The organism is Paenibacillus sp. UNC499MF, assembly GCF_900107975.1.
In the GTDB taxonomy this organism is placed as follows: domain Bacteria; phylum Bacillota; class Bacilli; order Paenibacillales; family NBRC-103111; genus Paenibacillus_F.
The window spans coordinates 266,378-282,938 of the sequence record NZ_FNVF01000004.1; the positions used below are offsets into that span (position 1 = coordinate 266,378).

A 16,561-nucleotide genomic window follows, 5' to 3' on the forward strand; every position below is an offset into this window, starting at 1 on the left:
AAAACTCATGATTACGGAGGCTGCCATGAAATCGAAAAAGAAGGTCGGAACCGGCTCAACGCTGTTAAGCATTTTGGGCGTTCTGATGCTTGTCGGGAGCTACCTGATCTCGGAGAATCCTGCCGGTAGCGAATCGGCGGGCATTCGGCTGCTTTTTTATACCGCCATCGGTTCGCTTGCCGCCAGTCTTGTGCTGGGTTATGCGGGCATGCTGAAAGAGGAGCGGGGCTTTCTGAAATTTGTAGCAGCGGGAAGCATCTTCCTGGTCGCCGGGGCTTTGATTGGGGCTCTGCTGCTGACGGTTTTTGCCGGGTTCCGGGAGCCCTAGTTTAGTCCGCTATTTTCTCAAGTCCTTTGCTGTTCCCTGCTATATGGCATTTCCGGCGGTCCCCTTCCATCTTGATACCCGTTTCCTTCCTAACGGAATAAGCATCTCCCCCGAAGGTCCGTTTTTGTGAAAGAGCGGCGGCGCGAATTGCCTCCGGTTATGGTACAATACAGGCATATAAATCGGTGGGAACTCACAACCTAACAGGCAAAAGAAGGGGACAGCAGCTTCATGCGGATCAATAAATTCATTAGCGAAACGGGCATTTGCTCCAGACGAAAAGCGGACGAGCTTGTACAAGCCGGACGTGTGACCATTAACGGGGCTCCGGCGGAGCTGGGCAGTACGGCCGAGCCGGGGGACGATGTGAGAATCGACGGCAAGCCCCTGGGTACTAAGAAGAAGCCCGTCTATATAGCGTTGAATAAACCGGTTGGCATCACGTGCACGACGGAACGCCACATTCAAGGCAATATCGTCGATTTTGTGCGCCACCCGGAGAGAATTTTCCCGATCGGACGTCTGGATAAAGATTCGGAAGGCCTTATCCTCATGACCAATGACGGGGATATCGTCAATAAAATTTTGCGTGCGGAAAATAATCATGAGAAAGAATATATCGTCACCGTGAATCAGCCGATCACAAACTCCTTTGTGCAGGGCATGTCCACGGGCGTCCGCATTCTGGGAACGAAGACGAAACCGTGCAAGGTGACCCGGATCAACGACCATACTTTCCGGATCATCCTGACGCAGGGATTGAACCGGCAAATCCGGCGCATGTGCCAGGCGTTCGGGTATCAGGTGCACCGGCTGCAGCGGGTGCGCATCATGAATGTCAAGCTGGACGGGCTTCCCAAAGGAAAATGGAGAGACCTGAGCGAATCCGAGTTTAGCCGGCTCATGGAGCTGCTGGATTGAAAACGGCGGCAGTGAAGGGCAGCGTCTTATCTACATCCACAGGAAGAGGTGCGCGATGGAACAGGCGTCCAGTCCCGGTCAGACTTATAAAATCGTAGATGTGTGCCTGCTGGCGGGTAAAATCATGCTCCAGAACGGAGCGGAAACGTATCGGGTGGAAGATACGATGACCCGCATCGCGGCCTCCTACGGCCTTCATCATACCCACAGCTTCGTGACCCCGACGGGCATCATCTTCTCCGTGGACGGCAGCGATCCGACCAAGCTGGTCCGGATTTCTACGCGGTCCACCGACTTGCACAAAGTGACGCTGGTCAACGGGCTCTCCCGCAAAATAAGCGACGGGCAGCTTGACCTTCAGGAAGCCCACCGGCTGCTTCTTAAGGTGGATAAAGCCAATCTGGCCTATCCCGTGGCCCTGCAGATTGCGGCGGCGGCCGTGTCCAGCGGCTGTTTTACGATCATGTTCAACGGCGGGTGGCTCGATTTTATTCCGGCCGTCGTCACGGGCGGGCTTGGTTTTATCGGGTTTCTTATTTTTCACCGCTATGTGCTGTTCAAGTTCGTAGCCGAGTTTCTGGCTTCCTTCATTATCGGCATGCTGGCTTCTCTGTTTATATGGACAGGGCTCGGACAGGAGCTGGACAAAATTATTATCGGCTCCGTCATGCCGCTTGTACCGGGTCTGCTGATCACGAATGCCGTGAGGGATTTGATAGCGGGGCATCTCGTGTCCGGCTTGTCCAAGGGCGCGGAAGCTTTTTTGACGGCGTTTGCCATCGGGGCCGGTATCGCGGTCGTCTTTTCATTTTATTAACGGAGGAATCCCTCAATGATTGCACAGCTCGTGACGAGTTATATTGCCTCCGCCGCCTTCGGCATTATTTTTAATGTTCCCCGGAATACCTTGATCCAGTGCGGTTTCGTCGGAATGATGGGCTGGCTCGTGTATATCGCCCTCGTGCGGAGCGATACCAACGCCATCGTGGCCACCTTGGCCGCGGCTTTCTTCGTAACGGTCATATCCCGGGTATTTGCCCGTCTCTACAAAACCCCGATTATCGTTTTCAGCGTGGCGGGGATCATCCCCCTCGTTCCGGGAGGCATGGCCTATGACGCGATGCGCTCTTTCGTGGAAAACGACTATAATCTTGCCGTCCAGCTCGCCGCCAAAGCGTTTATGATTTCCGGTTCGATTGCCGCCGGTCTTATTTTCTCCGAGGTGATGAACCAGCTTTTTAAAAGGCCGAAGATATAGCCCGGACTTAAAATACGGAGGTGCAGCGCTTTGCCGCCGCACCCGCGACCATCCGCTGAGTTCACGGGTGGTTTTTTTGTTGGCCGGATGAGGTGTTTGGAAAACGGCCGTTTTTTCGGACGAAGGATCGTTTTTTACGCGGGCCGCTTGTCTCACCATGAGCTTGCCGGCGATTTGCCGCGGCAAACATGGAGAATGACAGGTTAGTAAAGCAAGAAGGGCAGGGCCATACTAATTCCAAAACCGAATGAAAGGGCGGTGTGGTGCCCATGGCGATTTTTACACCCTCTATCCTGCCGGAAGAAAAGGCCCCGTCCCATGCAGCCGGGTGCAGGTTATGCGAGCTGGCGGATCAGCGGCAGCGGGTCGTCTGGGGAGAAGGGGACCCGAAGGCGAAAATCGTGCTGATTCTGGACAACCCGGGCGCCCGGGAGAACCGGGAAGGCGACCCGTTCCTCTGCGGAACGAGGGAAACGCTGCAGGCCGGCCTGTATGAAGCCGGGGTGGATATCCGCTCCGTGTATGTCACGTATCTGCTCAAGTGCCGTCCGGTCAGAGCGTATGACAAGCCTGCGGCAAGGGCCGCGTGCTTTCCTCATTTGAAGGCCCAGCTCGGAGCCAAAAATCCGCAAATTTTGTTCGGATTCGGCAACACGGTCGTCCAAACCTTGTTTGCGGACGAAGAGAAAGACGTCAAAGGATTAAGGGGCGGATGGCATACCGTAATGGGGCTGCCGATAGCTTTTTCCTATCATCCTTTAGCGGTCCGGCGGCGGCCGGTTTTGATGAAATATTTTATCGAAGACTTGTCCCTGCTGGCAATAAAATCCGAGGAATTACTGGAATAAACAAGCACGTATCCCTGCTTTAGGTGCGGGGGTGAAAAGAAAAGTGATTTTTGTCACAAATTATTCACATGTGTAAAAAATTGTTTTTCTCATGTCCGCAAGACGGAGGTATAATAGAGGTACATAGGGTTCCGTTTCGACCTGTTCGACATTTTTCCCGAACTTGCAAGTAATGGACTCGCAGCCAAGAAAAACCTTCTTCCTTTTATGTGAAAAATGTTACAATCTTATCAGGCCGCGCGGTTTCATTTATCACGAATAGGGAAACTTATGCGAAGACAGAAGACGTCTCGATGGCTAGGCAGGGATCGAAAAATAAACGGGCTTCTATTTCAAAGTAAAGGAGGACGTTAGCTTATGTCAGAAACATCCAATCCAACCCCAAGCACTACCGAAAAAAGGGAACCCCAGGATGTCCTTGATCAGTTGATGAAGCCAGAGGTTCAGGAGTCTTTAACCGTTCTCGTGGAGAATCTGCCGAAATTGGCGGAAATGGTTACGATTCTTACCAAAGCTTACGACTTGGCTCAAAGCGTTGCGAGCGACCAAGTTCTGATCGACGACCTCAAAGGCGGTATGAACGAATTTGTTAAGCCGATCACCGAGAAAGCGAAAGGCGTGGCTGCTTCCGTAATCGAAGCAAACGACCGCGCTCAGGCGGAGCACTCCACAATCGGTCTGTTCGGACTGCTCAAAATGCTGAAAGACCCGCAAGTACAAAAGACATTCCGTTTCGTACAGGCATTCTTGGATGTTCAAGCCGAACGGCAGCAACAGCGTTAATCATAAGGTAAGCTGAAACAAGAATGGAGGATGAGTATGTCCAAGCATATTTTGATCTTAGGTGGCGGTTACGGCGGCTTGCTCAGCGCACTGACGGCCCGTCAACACTTGACTGCGGAAGAAGCTACGATTACGGTTGTCAACCGTTTTCCTACGCACCAAATCATTACCGAGCTGCACAGACTGGCCGTAGGTAATCTGCACGAGAAAGCAGTTGCCCTGCCTCTGGAAAAGCTCCTGCGCGGCAAAGACATCAACCTGGAAATCGGCACGGTCGAAACGATTTCCGCGGACAGCAAGCGCGTCATCCTGTCGAACGGCAAATCGTTCGATTACGATAAGCTCGTTGTTGCCCTGGGCAGCGAAACGGCGTTCTTCGGTATTCCCGGCCTCCAGGAGCACAGCTTCACGCTGAAATCCGTTAACGACGCCAACCGCATCCGCGAGCACGTGGAAGCGCGCATCGAAGCTTACAGCCAGACCAAGAACAAAGCGGACGCTACATTCGTGGTCGGCGGCGGCGGCTTGACCGGCATTGAGCTTGTGGGCGAACTCGCCGACATGCTTCCGGGCCTGTGCCGCAGCAAAGGCGTCGATTTCAACGACGTCTCCCTGTACTGCGTAGAGGCGGCTCCTTCCATCCTGATGGGCTTCCATCCGGAACTGATCGAGCGCGCTACGACAAGCCTGCAGAAGCGCGGCGTAACGTTCCTGACGGGCGTTGCGATTACCGAAATGCAGGAATCCGTCGTTTCCCTGAAAGACGGAAGCACAATCGAAACCAGCACGCTCGTTTGGACAGGCGGCGTACAAGGAACTCCGGTTGTCGCTAACTCCGGCATCGAAGTGAACCGCGGCCGTGCGACGGTCAACGAGTTCATGCAGTCCACGTCCCACCCGGACGTATTCCTCGCAGGCGACTGCGCGGTTGTATTCCCGGCCGGCGCAGAGCGTCCGTACCCGCCAACCGCACAACTGGCTTGGCAGATGGGCGAAGTGGTCGGTTACAACCTCTTCGCGGCACTGAAAGGCGCTCCGATGGACGTCTTCACGCCGGTATTCTCCGGTACGCTCGGAAGTCTGGGCCGCAAAGACGGAATCGGTTCGATCGGCGGCAATCAAACCCGCCTGAAAGGCCTGCCTGCAACGCTCATGAAAGAAGCGAGTAACATCCGTTACCTGTCTCATATTCATGGCCTGTTTGCACTGGCTTACTAAGAGCGGTCCGGAATCGCATTCGGAATCAACCGGTCCAATCCTAAGTCCCGGCATTCTCCTTCGGGGGAGTGGCGGGGCTTTTTTATTTTTTTATAAGAGAAAGAAACAGGCTGGCAGCACAAAAAAAGCCCGCTTAAAGAGCGGCAGCGCTTCTTTAAACGGGCTATTTAAATGTTCCGGGCAGGCCGCTGTGAAGGCCCGCTTTATTTGATTACAAGCTGATCGCCGTTTACGGTTACATCGGCATTCAATATCTTGGAGAAGAAGGATGCCGGCACGTACATGTTGCCGTCTTCTTTAATGACGGCCGCTTCGCCAAGGGAGAACGGCGCCATTTTATTGATGGTATACGCATCTTTTCCCTTGTAGACGCTTGTCCATACCGCACCTTTGGACAACTCGGCTGCCCATTGCTCCTGGTTCCATTTAAGCTGGAAGCTCAGCTTCTCGGCCGCAACGCGGAGTGGAACCATGGTAGTGCCCGCCGCCGTGGTGTAGAGAGAGCCCTGCTTCGCCGACAGCACTTCGCCGCCCACTACGAGACTGGAAGGTGCGGAAGAGCTGCCTCCTTGGGAGATAGGGATGGAGAACTCCTGGATACCTGCGGCATAAGGGGCGATTTCGTAAGGCGAGAACACGATTACCGCTTTACCGTCCTTGATCTGGAAAGACTGCGTGTCGGTAATGCCGGAGAACGCGTCTTCAAAGAAATCATCCGGATGTTTGGCGATTTCCTGACCGATCTGCTTGTCGATAACCGCTTTATAGTTGTCCCCGAATAAATCTTTCAGCTCAACTAGCTGAGCTTCCTCCTCATTCAGGACGTTATAGGTATCCACACGCGGCATTCCGTGAGCGCCTCCCGTAAAAACGGAAGTTACCACCCGCAGCGACAGGCGGTTCGCGTCTTTCTGACCACCCGATGCGCTTACTTCAAATACCGAATCGACCGAATAAGGCATGGCCAGCTCGCTTGCGGAACCGTTGGCGGCTGCCAGGTCACCTTGGGCCTGTTTGCGTACGGCCTCGACATCTTTCATGGCGTGCCGGTAAATAATATCGTTAAGCTCGTCCTGATACTGCTTATCTTTCATACCCTGTATAACGGGAATCTGGAGATTCACGCTCAGTTCGGGGGATTCTTCCTTAATTTCTTTGGTTGTCACCTGTACAGCTCCGTTTTTAACCGGAGTGGCTGCCGGTTCCGCCGCAGCGGATACAGAAGCGGCTGCAGACGGCTGTACCGCGCTACTCGCATAAGAAGTTCCGGCTGAGGCCGCAAGCAGACAGGAGCCTGCCAGGCTGAGTGTCAGAAGTTTGAATGATTTTTTCATAATAAGTATCCCTCCTAGGTTGTCCGGTTTTATTATAGGCACCCTTTGCATCAAGGTGGGTTACAGAGAGGTAACATTACCCATCCGGAGGCAAACTGTAACCGGATTTTAACTTTTGAAGGATAGGGTAGAAGGGTTCCGGAAAGATCGAATATACGATTATTTTTGGTCTTTTTCTCCTGAAATTTTCGGCATCCGAAAACAAAAGTTCAATGGAGCAAGCTGGAAGGGACATGCTATAATCGGTTCCATGGACTAGGAATAGTGGTGGATTTTCAGACCGCGGCGCAGCTTCCCGAAAGGGGGTGAGGCCGATGGTCGCACTTGTGGCGTTTTATGACGTACTGCGCTGGATCGTAACGTTACTGAGCCTTGTGTTCGGTATCCGTAAGCTCTATCGCTGGGCGCGTCGTAAGTTCCGGAACAAGCGAAAAAACCACCGCTAAGTAGGTTAGGAGACCTCATCGGTGGTTTTCGCTTGCATTACATTTAGTTGTGCTTTGCGCGCCGTGGTGTTCCACAGCCTTTCGGGTCCTAAAGAGTTTTCACCGCGCCAACGGTGAAGGCTCTTTTTTAGTATAGATAGCAAGAAGTAACTTCATACGATAAAACATAATTGAGAATACTACAAGTACGTATTCCTTATACGCATTATAGCATAATTTTTGGAACGGGAGAAGTTGGTTAGGTGCATTGTTCGCATAAAATATTGTCTAATGGCGGGCACAAAATGACTTGAGCGAGATGTTTAATATCTCCCGCATTGCGGAGTTTGAATAATAGCCGATTCAAGCTACTGTTGACAAAACCGATATCCTGTAACTATAATGGTTACATGTAAGGGGCAAACTAATTCGAAATCATCTTCCGGGAGGAATCCGTTATGAAAATAGCTATTATCGGGGCAAGCGGCAAAGCCGGCAGCCGAATTTTGAAAGAAGCGCAGGACAGAGGGCATGAAGTTACCGCAATCGTGAGAGACGCGTCTAAAGTAAGCGCGGAAGGCACAGCCCTTTTGGAAAAGGACGTTTTCTCTCTGACCGCGTCCGATCTGAAAGCTTTCGATATCGTCGTCAACGCTTTTGGAGCGGCTCCGGGACAGGAACATCTCCATGTTGATGCGGGCAACGTGCTGATCGAAGCACTGAAAGGCGCACCGGAGACCAAACTGATCGTCGTCGGGGGAGCGGGCAGCCTGTTCGTGGATGAAGCGAAAACGACGCGCGTGCTGGAAACGCCGGATTTCCCGGCCGCCTATTTTGCAACGGCATCGAATCAGGGCAAAAACCTCGAAATCCTGCAAAAGACCGAGGGGATCAAATGGACGTTCGTCAGTCCGTCCGCGATTTTCGCGATCGGCGAGAGAACAGGGCAGTACCGTACGGGCAAAGATAACCTGCTCGTTAACTCCAAAGGTAAAAGCTACGTGAGCTATGAAGATTTTGCGGCCGCCGTTTTGGACGAGATCGAACAGCCGAAGCATGAAAATGAGCGTTTTACCGTCGTTTCCGAATCTTAATATACGGAAGAGCCGCCAGTGCCCTGCGCACCGGCGGTTCTTTTTTGCTTTTGCCGGATTTCACGTAAAAAAGAGAAGCTCGTGACTTTTGAAAAGGAGCGGAGTATGGTGGATAATAGAACTATTCCATAGCGGTTTACTTACAGTTTACGAGGACGGACAGGTGAGACAGGATGCCCATTTCGCGAAAATACATAAGGAAGTACTGGAAGCCCTTTAGCGCCGCCGTCGCTTTTCTGACCCTGGAAGCCTTGTGCGATCTTATGCTGCCGACGCTGATGTCCAAAATCATTGATGTGGGCGTAGCCGGCAAGCAGATGGATTACGTCTGGCGGGTCGGGGGGATCATGCTGCTGGTGACGGCGCTGGGGGCCCTATCGGCCTCGGTCCGCAACGTAATTTCGAGCCATGTTTCGCAGAAGTTCGGGGCCGAGCTCAGATCGGATTTGTTCCGGAAAATCCAGTCCCTGTCTTTTGAAAATATCGACCGGTTCGACCGCGCCTCCCTGGTCACCCGGCTTACCAACGACGTTACGCAGGTTCAGATGTTCGTGAACGGCCTGATGCGCGTATTCGTCAAAGCGCCGCTGCTCTGCATCGGAAGCTTGATTATGGCGGCCCGTCTGAACCCGCCTCTCTCCGTCATCCTGGCGGTTGTCGTTCCCTTTGTCGGCATTCTCATCGCAATCAATATGAAGGTCGGCTTTCCTTACTTTATCAAAGTGCAGCAGGCACTCGACCGGGTTAACGGGATTATGCGGGAATATTTGTCCGGGGTCCGGGTCGTCAAAGCTTTCAACCGGTTTGATTACGAAGTCGGCAAGTTCGGCGGGGCAAACGAGGAGTACCGTTCCCGGTCGGTTAAGGCCATGAGGGTCATGTCGGCCTTCAACCCGGCCATTACGCTCACGGTCAATTTCGGGATTGTGGCTGTGCTTTGGCTTGGCGGCCTCCGTGTAGACCAAGGCCAGATGCAGGCCGGCCATATTATCGCTTTCGTCAATTACATGACGCAGATTTTGTTCTCGCTCATGCTGATTTCCATGGTGTTCAACATGTTCGTGCGCGCGCGGGCTTCCGCGGGCAGGATCGGCGAAATTTTCGCGGAGGACAACACGATGACGGTGCAAATTCCGGCCTCCGCTGCAGCCGCCAGTGCCACGGCAAGCTCCGCGGATGAGCCGGTATCCGGCAAGCAGGCGGGAACCCGGCCCGGAGGCGCACATGCGGGGACGCAGCCCGGCCCGCTTTCCGGCACGATAGCGGCCGGTCAGGCAGCCGCACCCGGGGCCGTCGCCGACCCGGCAGCCTGTCGGGAAGGCTTCACGGCCGCGGGCCGAAACCCGGATGCGGCTCCGTCCGCCCCGCCTGCCGGAGGCAGCGTCGAGTTCGAGAACGTCACGTTCTCGTACGAGGGAACATCCGGCGAGCCGGTGCTTAAAGGGATCACCTTCTCCTGCGGGCCGGGCCAGACGGTCGGCATTATCGGCTCCACGGGCTCCGGCAAAAGCACGCTCGTCAGCCTCATTCCGCGCTTCTACGACGCGGTGTCCGGAACCGTCAGGGTGAACGGCGCCGATGTCCGGGAGCTGGAGCCAAGCCGTCTGCGCGAGAAGATCGCCGTCGTGCCCCAGAAAACCGTGCTGTTCACCGGCACGGTGGCCGACAATCTCCGCTGGGGCAAAGAAGACGCCTCGCCGGAGGAGATGGAGCATGCGGCCCGGATGGCCGAGGCCCACGAGTTCATAGCCGCTTCGCCCGAAGGCTATGAAACCAGGCTCGGGCAGGGAGGCGTGAACTTCTCCGGCGGCCAGAAACAGCGGCTTTCGATTGCGCGGGCCATCGTGAGAAAGCCGGAGATCCTCATCCTCGACGACTGCACCAGCGCCGTCGATGCCGCAACGGAAGCGCGGATCAAGGACGCGCTGAAGAAATACGCCGAGGGGCTCACCTGCCTGCTGATCGCCCAGCGGATCACGTCCGTCATGGACGCGGACAAAATCGTCGTGCTGGATCACGGCGAGATTGTAGGCTCCGGCACGCATGACGAGCTGCTCGGAAGCTGCCGGGTCTACTGGGAAATCTTCCAGTCGCAAATGGGAAAGGAGGTAGGCTGACATGGCAGCTTCCCAAGAACGGCCGGGCGGGCAGACTCCTCCCGGCAGCCCCGTGACAGTTCCGCCCAGAGGAGGGCGGGGACACGGGGGGATGCGCGGCCGCGGACCGGTCGTGAAGCCGAAGAACTTCAAAGGAACGCTGCGCAGGCTCTGGGCTTATTTCGGCAGCGAGCGGAAGCTGCTGACGGTCATTTTCGGCCTGATTCTGGCCGGGGCGGCGCTCACTTTGGCAGGGCCTTATCTGATCGGGGTCTCCGTGGATGCGATGTCTCATCCGGAGCAAGGCGTCGATTTCGGCATTCTGCGGACGATGGTGCTCGTACTCCTTCTGGCGTATCTGATTGACGCGGTGTTCACCTTCGTCCAGAGCTGGCTTATGGCCGGCGTATCCCAGCGGATTGTGATGCGTCTGCGTGGAGCTCTTTTCGCCAAGCTTCAGAAGCTGCCGGTCGCTTATTTCGATACCCGGCCTCACGGGGAAGTGATGAGCCGTCTCTCCAACGACATCGACAATGTGAGCAGCACGATTTCGCAGTCCACCACGCAGCTTATGAGCGGTGTCATCGCGATTGCCGGCTCTCTGGTCATGATGCTCGTACTCAGTCCCACGCTGACGCTGGCCAGTCTGGTTACCGTGCCGATCCTGTTTATACTGACGCGGACCATTACGAAGAAAACGAGCGTCCTGTTCAAGAATCAGCAGATCCAGCTCGGCAAACTGAACGGACATATCGAAGAGACCATTTCCGGTCTCCAGGTCGTTAAAGCGTTCAATCACGAAGAAAAGGCGATCGCCGAGTTCGAGAAGGTGAATGCCGAACTGTGCGAGGTCGGGCTCAAGGCTCAAATCCGCTCCGGTTTCCTGATGCCTCTGCTTAACGTCATTAATAACATCGGCTTTGCCGCCGTGGCTCTCGTCGGGGGAATTCTGGCCGTTCGCGGGGATATTACCGTCGGGGTTATCGCCAGCTTTTTAAGCTATTCGCGGCAGTTTGTCCGGCCGCTGAACGACCTCGCCAACATTTTCAACATTCTCCAGTCGGGCGTGGCGGGGGCGGAGCGGGTGTTCGAGGTCATCGACGAGAAGGAAGAGCCGTCCGATTCCCCTGAGGCGGCCGAGCTTCTTCATCCGAAGGGACACGTCGTTTTTGAGAATGTAAGCTTCGGCTACCGTCCGGACGTGCCTATTCTGAAAAACGTAAGCTTTGACTCCGCTCAAGGCAGCTCCACGGCTCTTGTCGGTCCCACAGGGGCGGGCAAAACGACTATCGTCAACCTTTTGACTAGGTTTTACGACGTAACCGGGGGCCGTATTCTGATCGACGGACGGGATATACGGGAGTATACGCGCGACAGCCTGCGGAAGACGTTCGGTATCGTGCTTCAGGATACGTATCTGTTTTCCGGAACAATCAAGGAAAATATCAAATACGGCAGGCCGGACGCTTCGGATGCCGAGGTTGAAGCCGCAGCGGCCATGGCTAACGCGGATGTGTTCATTAGCCGCCTGCCGGCGAAATACGAGACTATGCTGACGGAGAACGGCGGAAACCTGAGCCAGGGACAGCGGCAGCTTTTGGCGATTGCCCGGGTTATTCTGGCAAAGCCGTCTATTCTCATCCTGGACGAAGCCACAAGCAGCATCGACACGCGGACGGAGCTTCATATCCAGGACGCGCTGCTCAAGGTTATGCAGGACCGGACCAGCTTTATTATCGCGCACAGGCTGAACACGATCCGGGATGCGGATACGATTATGGTCATTGATCATGGAGAAATAGTGGAAAAAGGCGCCCATGATTCACTGATCGGACAGCAGGGCGTCTATTACCGGATGTTCTACAATCAGTTCAAAAATATAGAAGGCGCCGTTTAAAACGATGCCTGAATCCAACGACTGAAACGATCGGGGAGATAGCAAAATTGTTCCTTGTGGAACAATTTATGCCGTTAACGATATAAAGCTTGCCGTACGGAAAGGAGAGAGCTGCTATGCTGTTTTATTTCACCGCCGCCTTGGTTGCAGCTGTCGACCAGTTTGCCAAAGCTTTGATCCGCGCCACGATGGCGGTCGGGGAATCCGTCCCGTTCTGGGGGGATATGGCGCTTACGCATTACGAGAACAGCGGGATGGCGGGAAGCAGGTTCCAAGGGTACGCGCGCGTATTCGCCGTGCTGGCCGTCGTGTTCATCGCTATTGTGCTCTACTATCGCCGGAAAGGGGAAGTTCAAGGGCCGCTGATGAATATGAGCATGGGGTTTCTGACGGGCGGTGCCGCAGGCAATGCCATCGACCGCTTCTGGTTCGGCAAAGTGACCGACTTTCTTGAATTCCGTCCCGGCGGAGGCATTCTGAATTTGGCCGATATCGCTATCAACATCGGTGTTGTTCTTTTCCTGATCGCGGGCGTTCTGGACTATTACCGCAAAAGGCAAAAACCGGTTACGGCCGGGGAAGAACAGGGGTAGCATGGTCTGCCGCTGGTCCAGCCTCTGATGGCACGGCTTGTGAATGACGGTCCCATGGCGGCGTCATACGGGTGCAGTAACTGCGTGCGGCGTGAGAGTATCCTTCAAAAGCAGGGGGAGCAAAATAGTGACCGGCAGGTGGTGTCTCCGTCCTTATCAGGCGGCCGCTTATGGCATCAGTTGGTCAGAACCATTTTCCGATAAGAAAATGAAGCTCTTCCCGCACCGCACTGCGCGAAGATTCCGGCACGCGGTGCTCGGCGTCACATGACAGTGGTCAATGATGAACCAACACTTTCAGACTTTTCCGATTTCCGGAGGAGTCTTTTTTGCGGCCGGCCGGTGTCATGATTGAAGGTCCTTGCTCCGGAGATGCCGGTAAAGTTAAGATTCGTGGGGAAGGGTTTGACGGTTATTAGGGGCCGTTAAGGCTGAAGTCTGCCGGCGCTTTCGGGTTTACTATGGTTGGGAAAAAAACCGGAGAATGATATAATCGGAGGATAGAACGAACGTTCGCGGAGCGGGTATTGTAAAAAAGGGCGGTGAATGAATGACCGGCGAAGTGAAAATTTCAGTCCGCGCCCTGGTGGAATATGCTTACCGGAGCGGAAGCATCGAATCCGGTTTCCGGACCGCCACGGCTTTAACCGAAGGGACCAAGGCTCACCAGAAGGTGCAGAAAACTTACGGGGACAGCGACCAGAAGGAAGTTTTCCTGCAAACGGAGATTCTCCGGGAAGGGATTGTCTTTGTGCTGGAGGGACGCTGCGACGGGCTGCTTTTCGGCCCTGACGGCGACGAGGTAACGATCGACGAGATCAAATCTTCGACGGGAGATCCCCGGCTAGTGGAGGAAAACCGGCATCCCGTCCACTGGGCCCAGGCGGTCTGTTACGCCTATATATACGCGAAGCAGAACTCGCGGAACCGCATGAAAGTGCAGCTTACGTACGTCCAGGTCGGGACGGAGGAGCAGCAGCGGTACGTCAGGGAATACACCTATGAAGAACTGGAGGCCGCCGTGCTGGAAGCCGTCCGGCTTTATGCTCCTTATGCGGCGATGCAGCTGCATAACCGCCGGGAACGGGACGCCAGCATCAGGGAGCTGCCTTTTCCGTATCCGGCCTACCGGGAAGGACAGCGGCAGTTCGCCGGATCGGTTTACAAAACGATCAAAGACGGCCACAAGCTGTTCGCGAACGCGCCTACCGGTACAGGGAAAACCATTTCCACTCTGTTCCCGTCCGTCAAAGCGGTAGGTGAAGGGCTTCTTCAGCGGATCTTCTATCTGACGGCGAAGACGCTGACGCGTACGGCCGCTGAAGAAGCTTTTTCCCTCATGATCGAGCGGGGGCTCCATATGCGTACCGTCACGCTGACGGCGAAAGACAAAATTTGTTTCCGTGAAGAAGTGGATTGCAGGAAGGAAATGTGCGAGTTTGCCGACGGGTATTACGACCGGGTGAACGGAGCGGTTCTGGACATGCTGACGCATGAGAAGCTGATGAACCGGAGTGTCATCGAGACATACGCGCGCAAGCACAAAGTCTGTCCGTTCGAGTTTTCGCTCGATGCGGCTTATGCGGCCGACGCTGTGATCTGCGATTATAATTATATTTTCGATCCGAAGGTATACCTCAAACGGCTGCCGGAAGAAGTGAAGAAGCAAACGGCGCTCCTGATCGACGAGGCGCACAATCTGGTGGACCGCGGCAGAGAGATGTTTTCCGCAGAGCTGACGAAAGCCCCTTTTCTGCAGCTGAAAAGGGATTTCAAGGGGCGAAACTCAGCCGTGGAAGCCGCGGCCAAGGCCGTGAACGACTATTTCATCGCCTTCCGTAAGGAGCAGGGCGGTGGAGGCAGCTTCGTGCTGCGGGAAGTGCCAGAAGAGCTGCCGGTCCTGCTGGAGGCGTTCGCGCAGCAGGCGGAACGGGAGCTCTCCGCTCCGGGGCAGGGCGGCGAGAAGCAGCAGCTTCTGCTCGACACCTACTTCGCGGCGCAGAGCTTCCTGCGCACGGCGAAGTACTACGACGAGCGGTATGTCACCTTCGCCGAGGTGCAGCGCAGCGATGTGCGGCTCAAGCTGCTCTGTCTGGACCCTTCCGCCCTGCTGGCGCAGATGGGGAAGGGCTACCGCGCGCATGTGTTTTTCTCCGCGACGCTCTCGCCCTTTTCCTACTACATGGATATGCTGGGCGGCGGCGAAGACGATTTCACGGTATCGATCCCGTGGCCTTTCCGGCAGGAGCAGCTCGACGTATGGATCGAGCCGCTTTCCACCCGCTACAAGGACCGGGACAAGACGAAGCTGCCCATCTCCCGGCTTTTGGGAAAGCTCGTCCGCGAGAAACCGGGCAATTATCTCGTCTTCTTTCCTTCTTACGAATATATGAGGGAAGTGGCTGCCCTTTTCCTGGAACAGGAGAGGGGGCCGCAATCCGCCGCTCCGATTGACGGAGGAGCGGAGGGCACGGAAACGGCTGCAGCGGCATTTGAGGATGGCGAAGCTCCGGCGGCTGCTGCAGCACCCCCGGAGCTCGCCGCTAATACTGCCGGTGGAGCCGCCTCAGACAAAGCGGGACAAAGCCTTTTCGAAGCGGTGGAAGTCATGCTTCGAGATAGGCTGCCCGCTTCGGATGAGAATCAAGACGCAGGCAGCCTGGCGGAGAAACCTGAGCCCGGCGGCTCCGGCAAGGAAGCGGGGAGCGGGGACGGCAGCCGGATGCTGCGCATCCTGGTCCAGCAGCCGTCGATGCCGGAGGAGGAGCGGGAATCCTTTCTCGCTTCCTTCCGGGCGGACCCTCCCCATACGCTTATCGGCTTTGCCGTCATGGGCGGGATTTTCTCCGAGGGAATCGATCTGAGGGGCGACCGGCTTACGGGCGTGGTCGTGGTGGGGGTAGGACTGCCCCAGGTGGGACCGGAGCGGAATATTATCAAAGACCATTTTGACCGGGATGGCCGCAGCGGCTTCGATTACGCGTATGTGTTTCCCGGCATCAACAAAGTCATGCAGGCCGGCGGCCGTCTGATCCGGACGGAGAACGATTACGGGACGCTTGTTCTTATCGACGACCGGTTTCTGCAGAGACGCTACCAGTCTCTGCTCCCGCCGGAATGGCGCCATTTCACGATTCCCGGACAGGACGAAGAAAGGAATCGTTAATCTTCCCGAGACTGCTCTTTGTTCTCCTTCTCGTATTTATCCTGATGTTCTTTCTTCATGCGGATATAATCCTCGTCTGTCTTCGCGATTTCCCACTGGGCTTTGAATATAGCGGCGGATTCCGCCTTTACGGGATCGTTCTGATAGGGCAGGATCGAACCGTCTTCTTTCGAATATTTCCGGCCGCCCTTATGGTTCGTATAGCGCCTGGCGCGCGTGTAACCCATTTGGAGAAACTTTCTCGCCATGTCCATCCCGATAAAATCACCTGATTTTTTATAATCCAGAAACATGGCATAAATTTTTTCGGAAGATTCCTTCGCGATTTCCGGCGTCTTAAACCGCCAATGCGGCAAAATCTCGCCCTTGTAGGGCTCGACGAGCAGGACGCCTTGTTCTCCGCGTCCGACGGTGTAGAGCTCAGGTTTCTGGCGGAGGTCGAGATGCTCGTAATCCAGTGAATAGTCAAATTTTTTAGCCATGAGAAACAGCCTCCTTTCGGGTCTTCGGAAAGATTGGATATGTCTTATCCTTACCCCGACAGCCGCATATTGCCGCGAAAAAATCCCCTTCAAGTAAACTTTACGGCGCCGCGTTTAT

General features: G+C 55.1%; 14 protein-coding genes. 12 read left to right on the top strand and 2 right to left on the bottom strand.

Annotated elements, in window-relative coordinates:
- Positions 1-25: 25 nt before the first annotated feature.
- From C4S74_RS11965 to C4S74_RS11995, 7 genes are all read left to right on the top strand, one after another.
- Positions 26-328, top strand: coding sequence for a hypothetical protein (locus C4S74_RS11965; protein WP_258042464.1), 303 nt, complete (start codon positions 26-28; stop codon positions 326-328).
- A gap of 231 nt (positions 329-559) precedes the next feature.
- On the top strand, positions 560-1,249 hold the full coding sequence (rluF, locus tag C4S74_RS11970) for a 23S rRNA pseudouridine(2604) synthase RluF (RefSeq protein WP_103995557.1): 690 nt from the start codon (positions 560-562) through the stop codon (positions 1,247-1,249).
- A gap of 55 nt (positions 1,250-1,304) precedes the next feature.
- Positions 1,305-2,066 (top strand): threonine/serine exporter family protein, encoded by a 762-nt coding sequence (locus tag C4S74_RS11975; protein WP_103995558.1) that lies wholly within the window; start codon positions 1,305-1,307, stop codon positions 2,064-2,066.
- Between the two features lie 15 nt (positions 2,067-2,081).
- Entirely contained in the window at positions 2,082-2,507 is a 426-nt protein-coding gene (locus tag C4S74_RS11980) for a threonine/serine exporter family protein (RefSeq protein WP_103995559.1), read from the top strand.
- A 269-nt stretch (positions 2,508-2,776) separates the two neighbouring features.
- Positions 2,777-3,355, top strand: a complete 579-nt coding sequence (locus tag C4S74_RS11985) for a uracil-DNA glycosylase family protein (RefSeq protein ID WP_181024390.1) — start codon at positions 2,777-2,779, stop codon at positions 3,353-3,355.
- 357 nt (positions 3,356-3,712) lie between these two features.
- Positions 3,713-4,138 (top strand): DUF1641 domain-containing protein, encoded by a 426-nt coding sequence (locus C4S74_RS11990; protein WP_103995560.1) that lies wholly within the window; start codon positions 3,713-3,715, stop codon positions 4,136-4,138.
- 36 nt (positions 4,139-4,174) lie between these two features.
- Complete coding sequence (locus C4S74_RS11995; protein WP_103995561.1) at positions 4,175-5,356, top strand: NAD(P)/FAD-dependent oxidoreductase; 1,182 nt, start codon at positions 4,175-4,177, stop codon at positions 5,354-5,356.
- Positions 5,357-5,559: 203 nt separating this feature from the next.
- Here the strand turns inward: C4S74_RS11995 and C4S74_RS12000 are convergent, their stop codons facing one another.
- The gene (locus C4S74_RS12000; RefSeq protein WP_103995562.1) at positions 5,560-6,690 is read right to left on the bottom strand and encodes a DUF3298 domain-containing protein; all 1,131 of its coding nucleotides are present in this window, start codon (positions 6,688-6,690) and stop codon (positions 5,560-5,562) included.
- A gap of 883 nt (positions 6,691-7,573) precedes the next feature.
- On the opposite strand from C4S74_RS12000, the gene C4S74_RS12005 reads away from it, so the two are divergent.
- From C4S74_RS12005 to C4S74_RS12025, 5 genes are all read left to right on the top strand, one after another.
- Complete coding sequence (locus C4S74_RS12005) at positions 7,574-8,209, top strand: NAD(P)-dependent oxidoreductase (protein WP_103995563.1); 636 nt, start codon at positions 7,574-7,576, stop codon at positions 8,207-8,209.
- Between the two features lie 173 nt (positions 8,210-8,382).
- Positions 8,383-10,326 carry an ABC transporter ATP-binding protein gene (locus C4S74_RS12010; RefSeq protein WP_103995564.1) on the top strand — a complete coding sequence of 648 codons (1,944 nt, stop codon included), beginning with the start codon at positions 8,383-8,385 and terminating at the stop codon, positions 10,324-10,326.
- 1 nt (position 10,327) lies between these two features.
- A complete protein-coding gene (locus C4S74_RS12015) occupies positions 10,328-12,202 on the top strand; it encodes an ABC transporter ATP-binding protein (RefSeq protein WP_103995565.1) in 1,875 nt (624 codons plus the stop codon).
- Positions 12,203-12,318: 116 nt separating this feature from the next.
- Positions 12,319-12,795 carry a signal peptidase II gene (gene lspA, locus C4S74_RS12020; RefSeq protein WP_103995566.1) on the top strand — a complete coding sequence of 159 codons (477 nt, stop codon included), beginning with the start codon at positions 12,319-12,321 and terminating at the stop codon, positions 12,793-12,795.
- A 550-nt stretch (positions 12,796-13,345) separates the two neighbouring features.
- Entirely contained in the window at positions 13,346-15,961 is a 2,616-nt protein-coding gene (locus C4S74_RS12025) for an ATP-dependent DNA helicase (RefSeq protein ID WP_103995567.1), read from the top strand.
- Here the strand turns inward: C4S74_RS12025 and C4S74_RS12030 are convergent.
- Complete coding sequence (locus tag C4S74_RS12030) at positions 15,958-16,443, bottom strand: DUF4385 domain-containing protein (RefSeq protein ID WP_103995568.1); 486 nt, start codon at positions 16,441-16,443, stop codon at positions 15,958-15,960. The two genes, C4S74_RS12025 and C4S74_RS12030, sit on opposite strands and share 4 nt — an antisense overlap.
- Positions 16,444-16,561: the final 118 nt, after the last annotated feature.

Bases quoted from the DNA above. Each gene is read 5' to 3' on its own strand.
- C4S74_RS11965 (WP_258042464.1), top strand. From the start codon at position 26: ATGAAATCGAAAAAGAAGGTCGGAACCGGCTCAACGCTGTTAAGCATT.
- rluF (WP_103995557.1), top strand. From the start codon at position 560: ATGCGGATCAATAAATTCATTAGCGAAACGGGCATTTGCTCCAGACGA.
- C4S74_RS11975 (WP_103995558.1), top strand. From the start codon at position 1,305: ATGGAACAGGCGTCCAGTCCCGGTCAGACTTATAAAATCGTAGATGTG.
- C4S74_RS11980 (WP_103995559.1), top strand. From the start codon at position 2,082: ATGATTGCACAGCTCGTGACGAGTTATATTGCCTCCGCCGCCTTCGGC.
- C4S74_RS11985 (WP_181024390.1), top strand. From the start codon at position 2,777: ATGGCGATTTTTACACCCTCTATCCTGCCGGAAGAAAAGGCCCCGTCC.
- C4S74_RS11990 (WP_103995560.1), top strand. From the start codon at position 3,713: ATGTCAGAAACATCCAATCCAACCCCAAGCACTACCGAAAAAAGGGAA.
- C4S74_RS11995 (WP_103995561.1), top strand. From the start codon at position 4,175: ATGTCCAAGCATATTTTGATCTTAGGTGGCGGTTACGGCGGCTTGCTC.
- C4S74_RS12000 (WP_103995562.1), bottom strand. From the start codon at position 6,690: ATGAAAAAATCATTCAAACTTCTGACACTCAGCCTGGCAGGCTCCTGT.
- C4S74_RS12005 (WP_103995563.1), top strand. From the start codon at position 7,574: ATGAAAATAGCTATTATCGGGGCAAGCGGCAAAGCCGGCAGCCGAATT.
- C4S74_RS12010 (WP_103995564.1), top strand. From the start codon at position 8,383: ATGCCCATTTCGCGAAAATACATAAGGAAGTACTGGAAGCCCTTTAGC.
- C4S74_RS12015 (WP_103995565.1), top strand. From the start codon at position 10,328: ATGGCAGCTTCCCAAGAACGGCCGGGCGGGCAGACTCCTCCCGGCAGC.
- lspA (WP_103995566.1), top strand. From the start codon at position 12,319: ATGCTGTTTTATTTCACCGCCGCCTTGGTTGCAGCTGTCGACCAGTTT.
- C4S74_RS12025 (WP_103995567.1), top strand. From the start codon at position 13,346: ATGACCGGCGAAGTGAAAATTTCAGTCCGCGCCCTGGTGGAATATGCT.
- C4S74_RS12030 (WP_103995568.1), bottom strand. From the start codon at position 16,443: ATGGCTAAAAAATTTGACTATTCACTGGATTACGAGCATCTCGACCTC.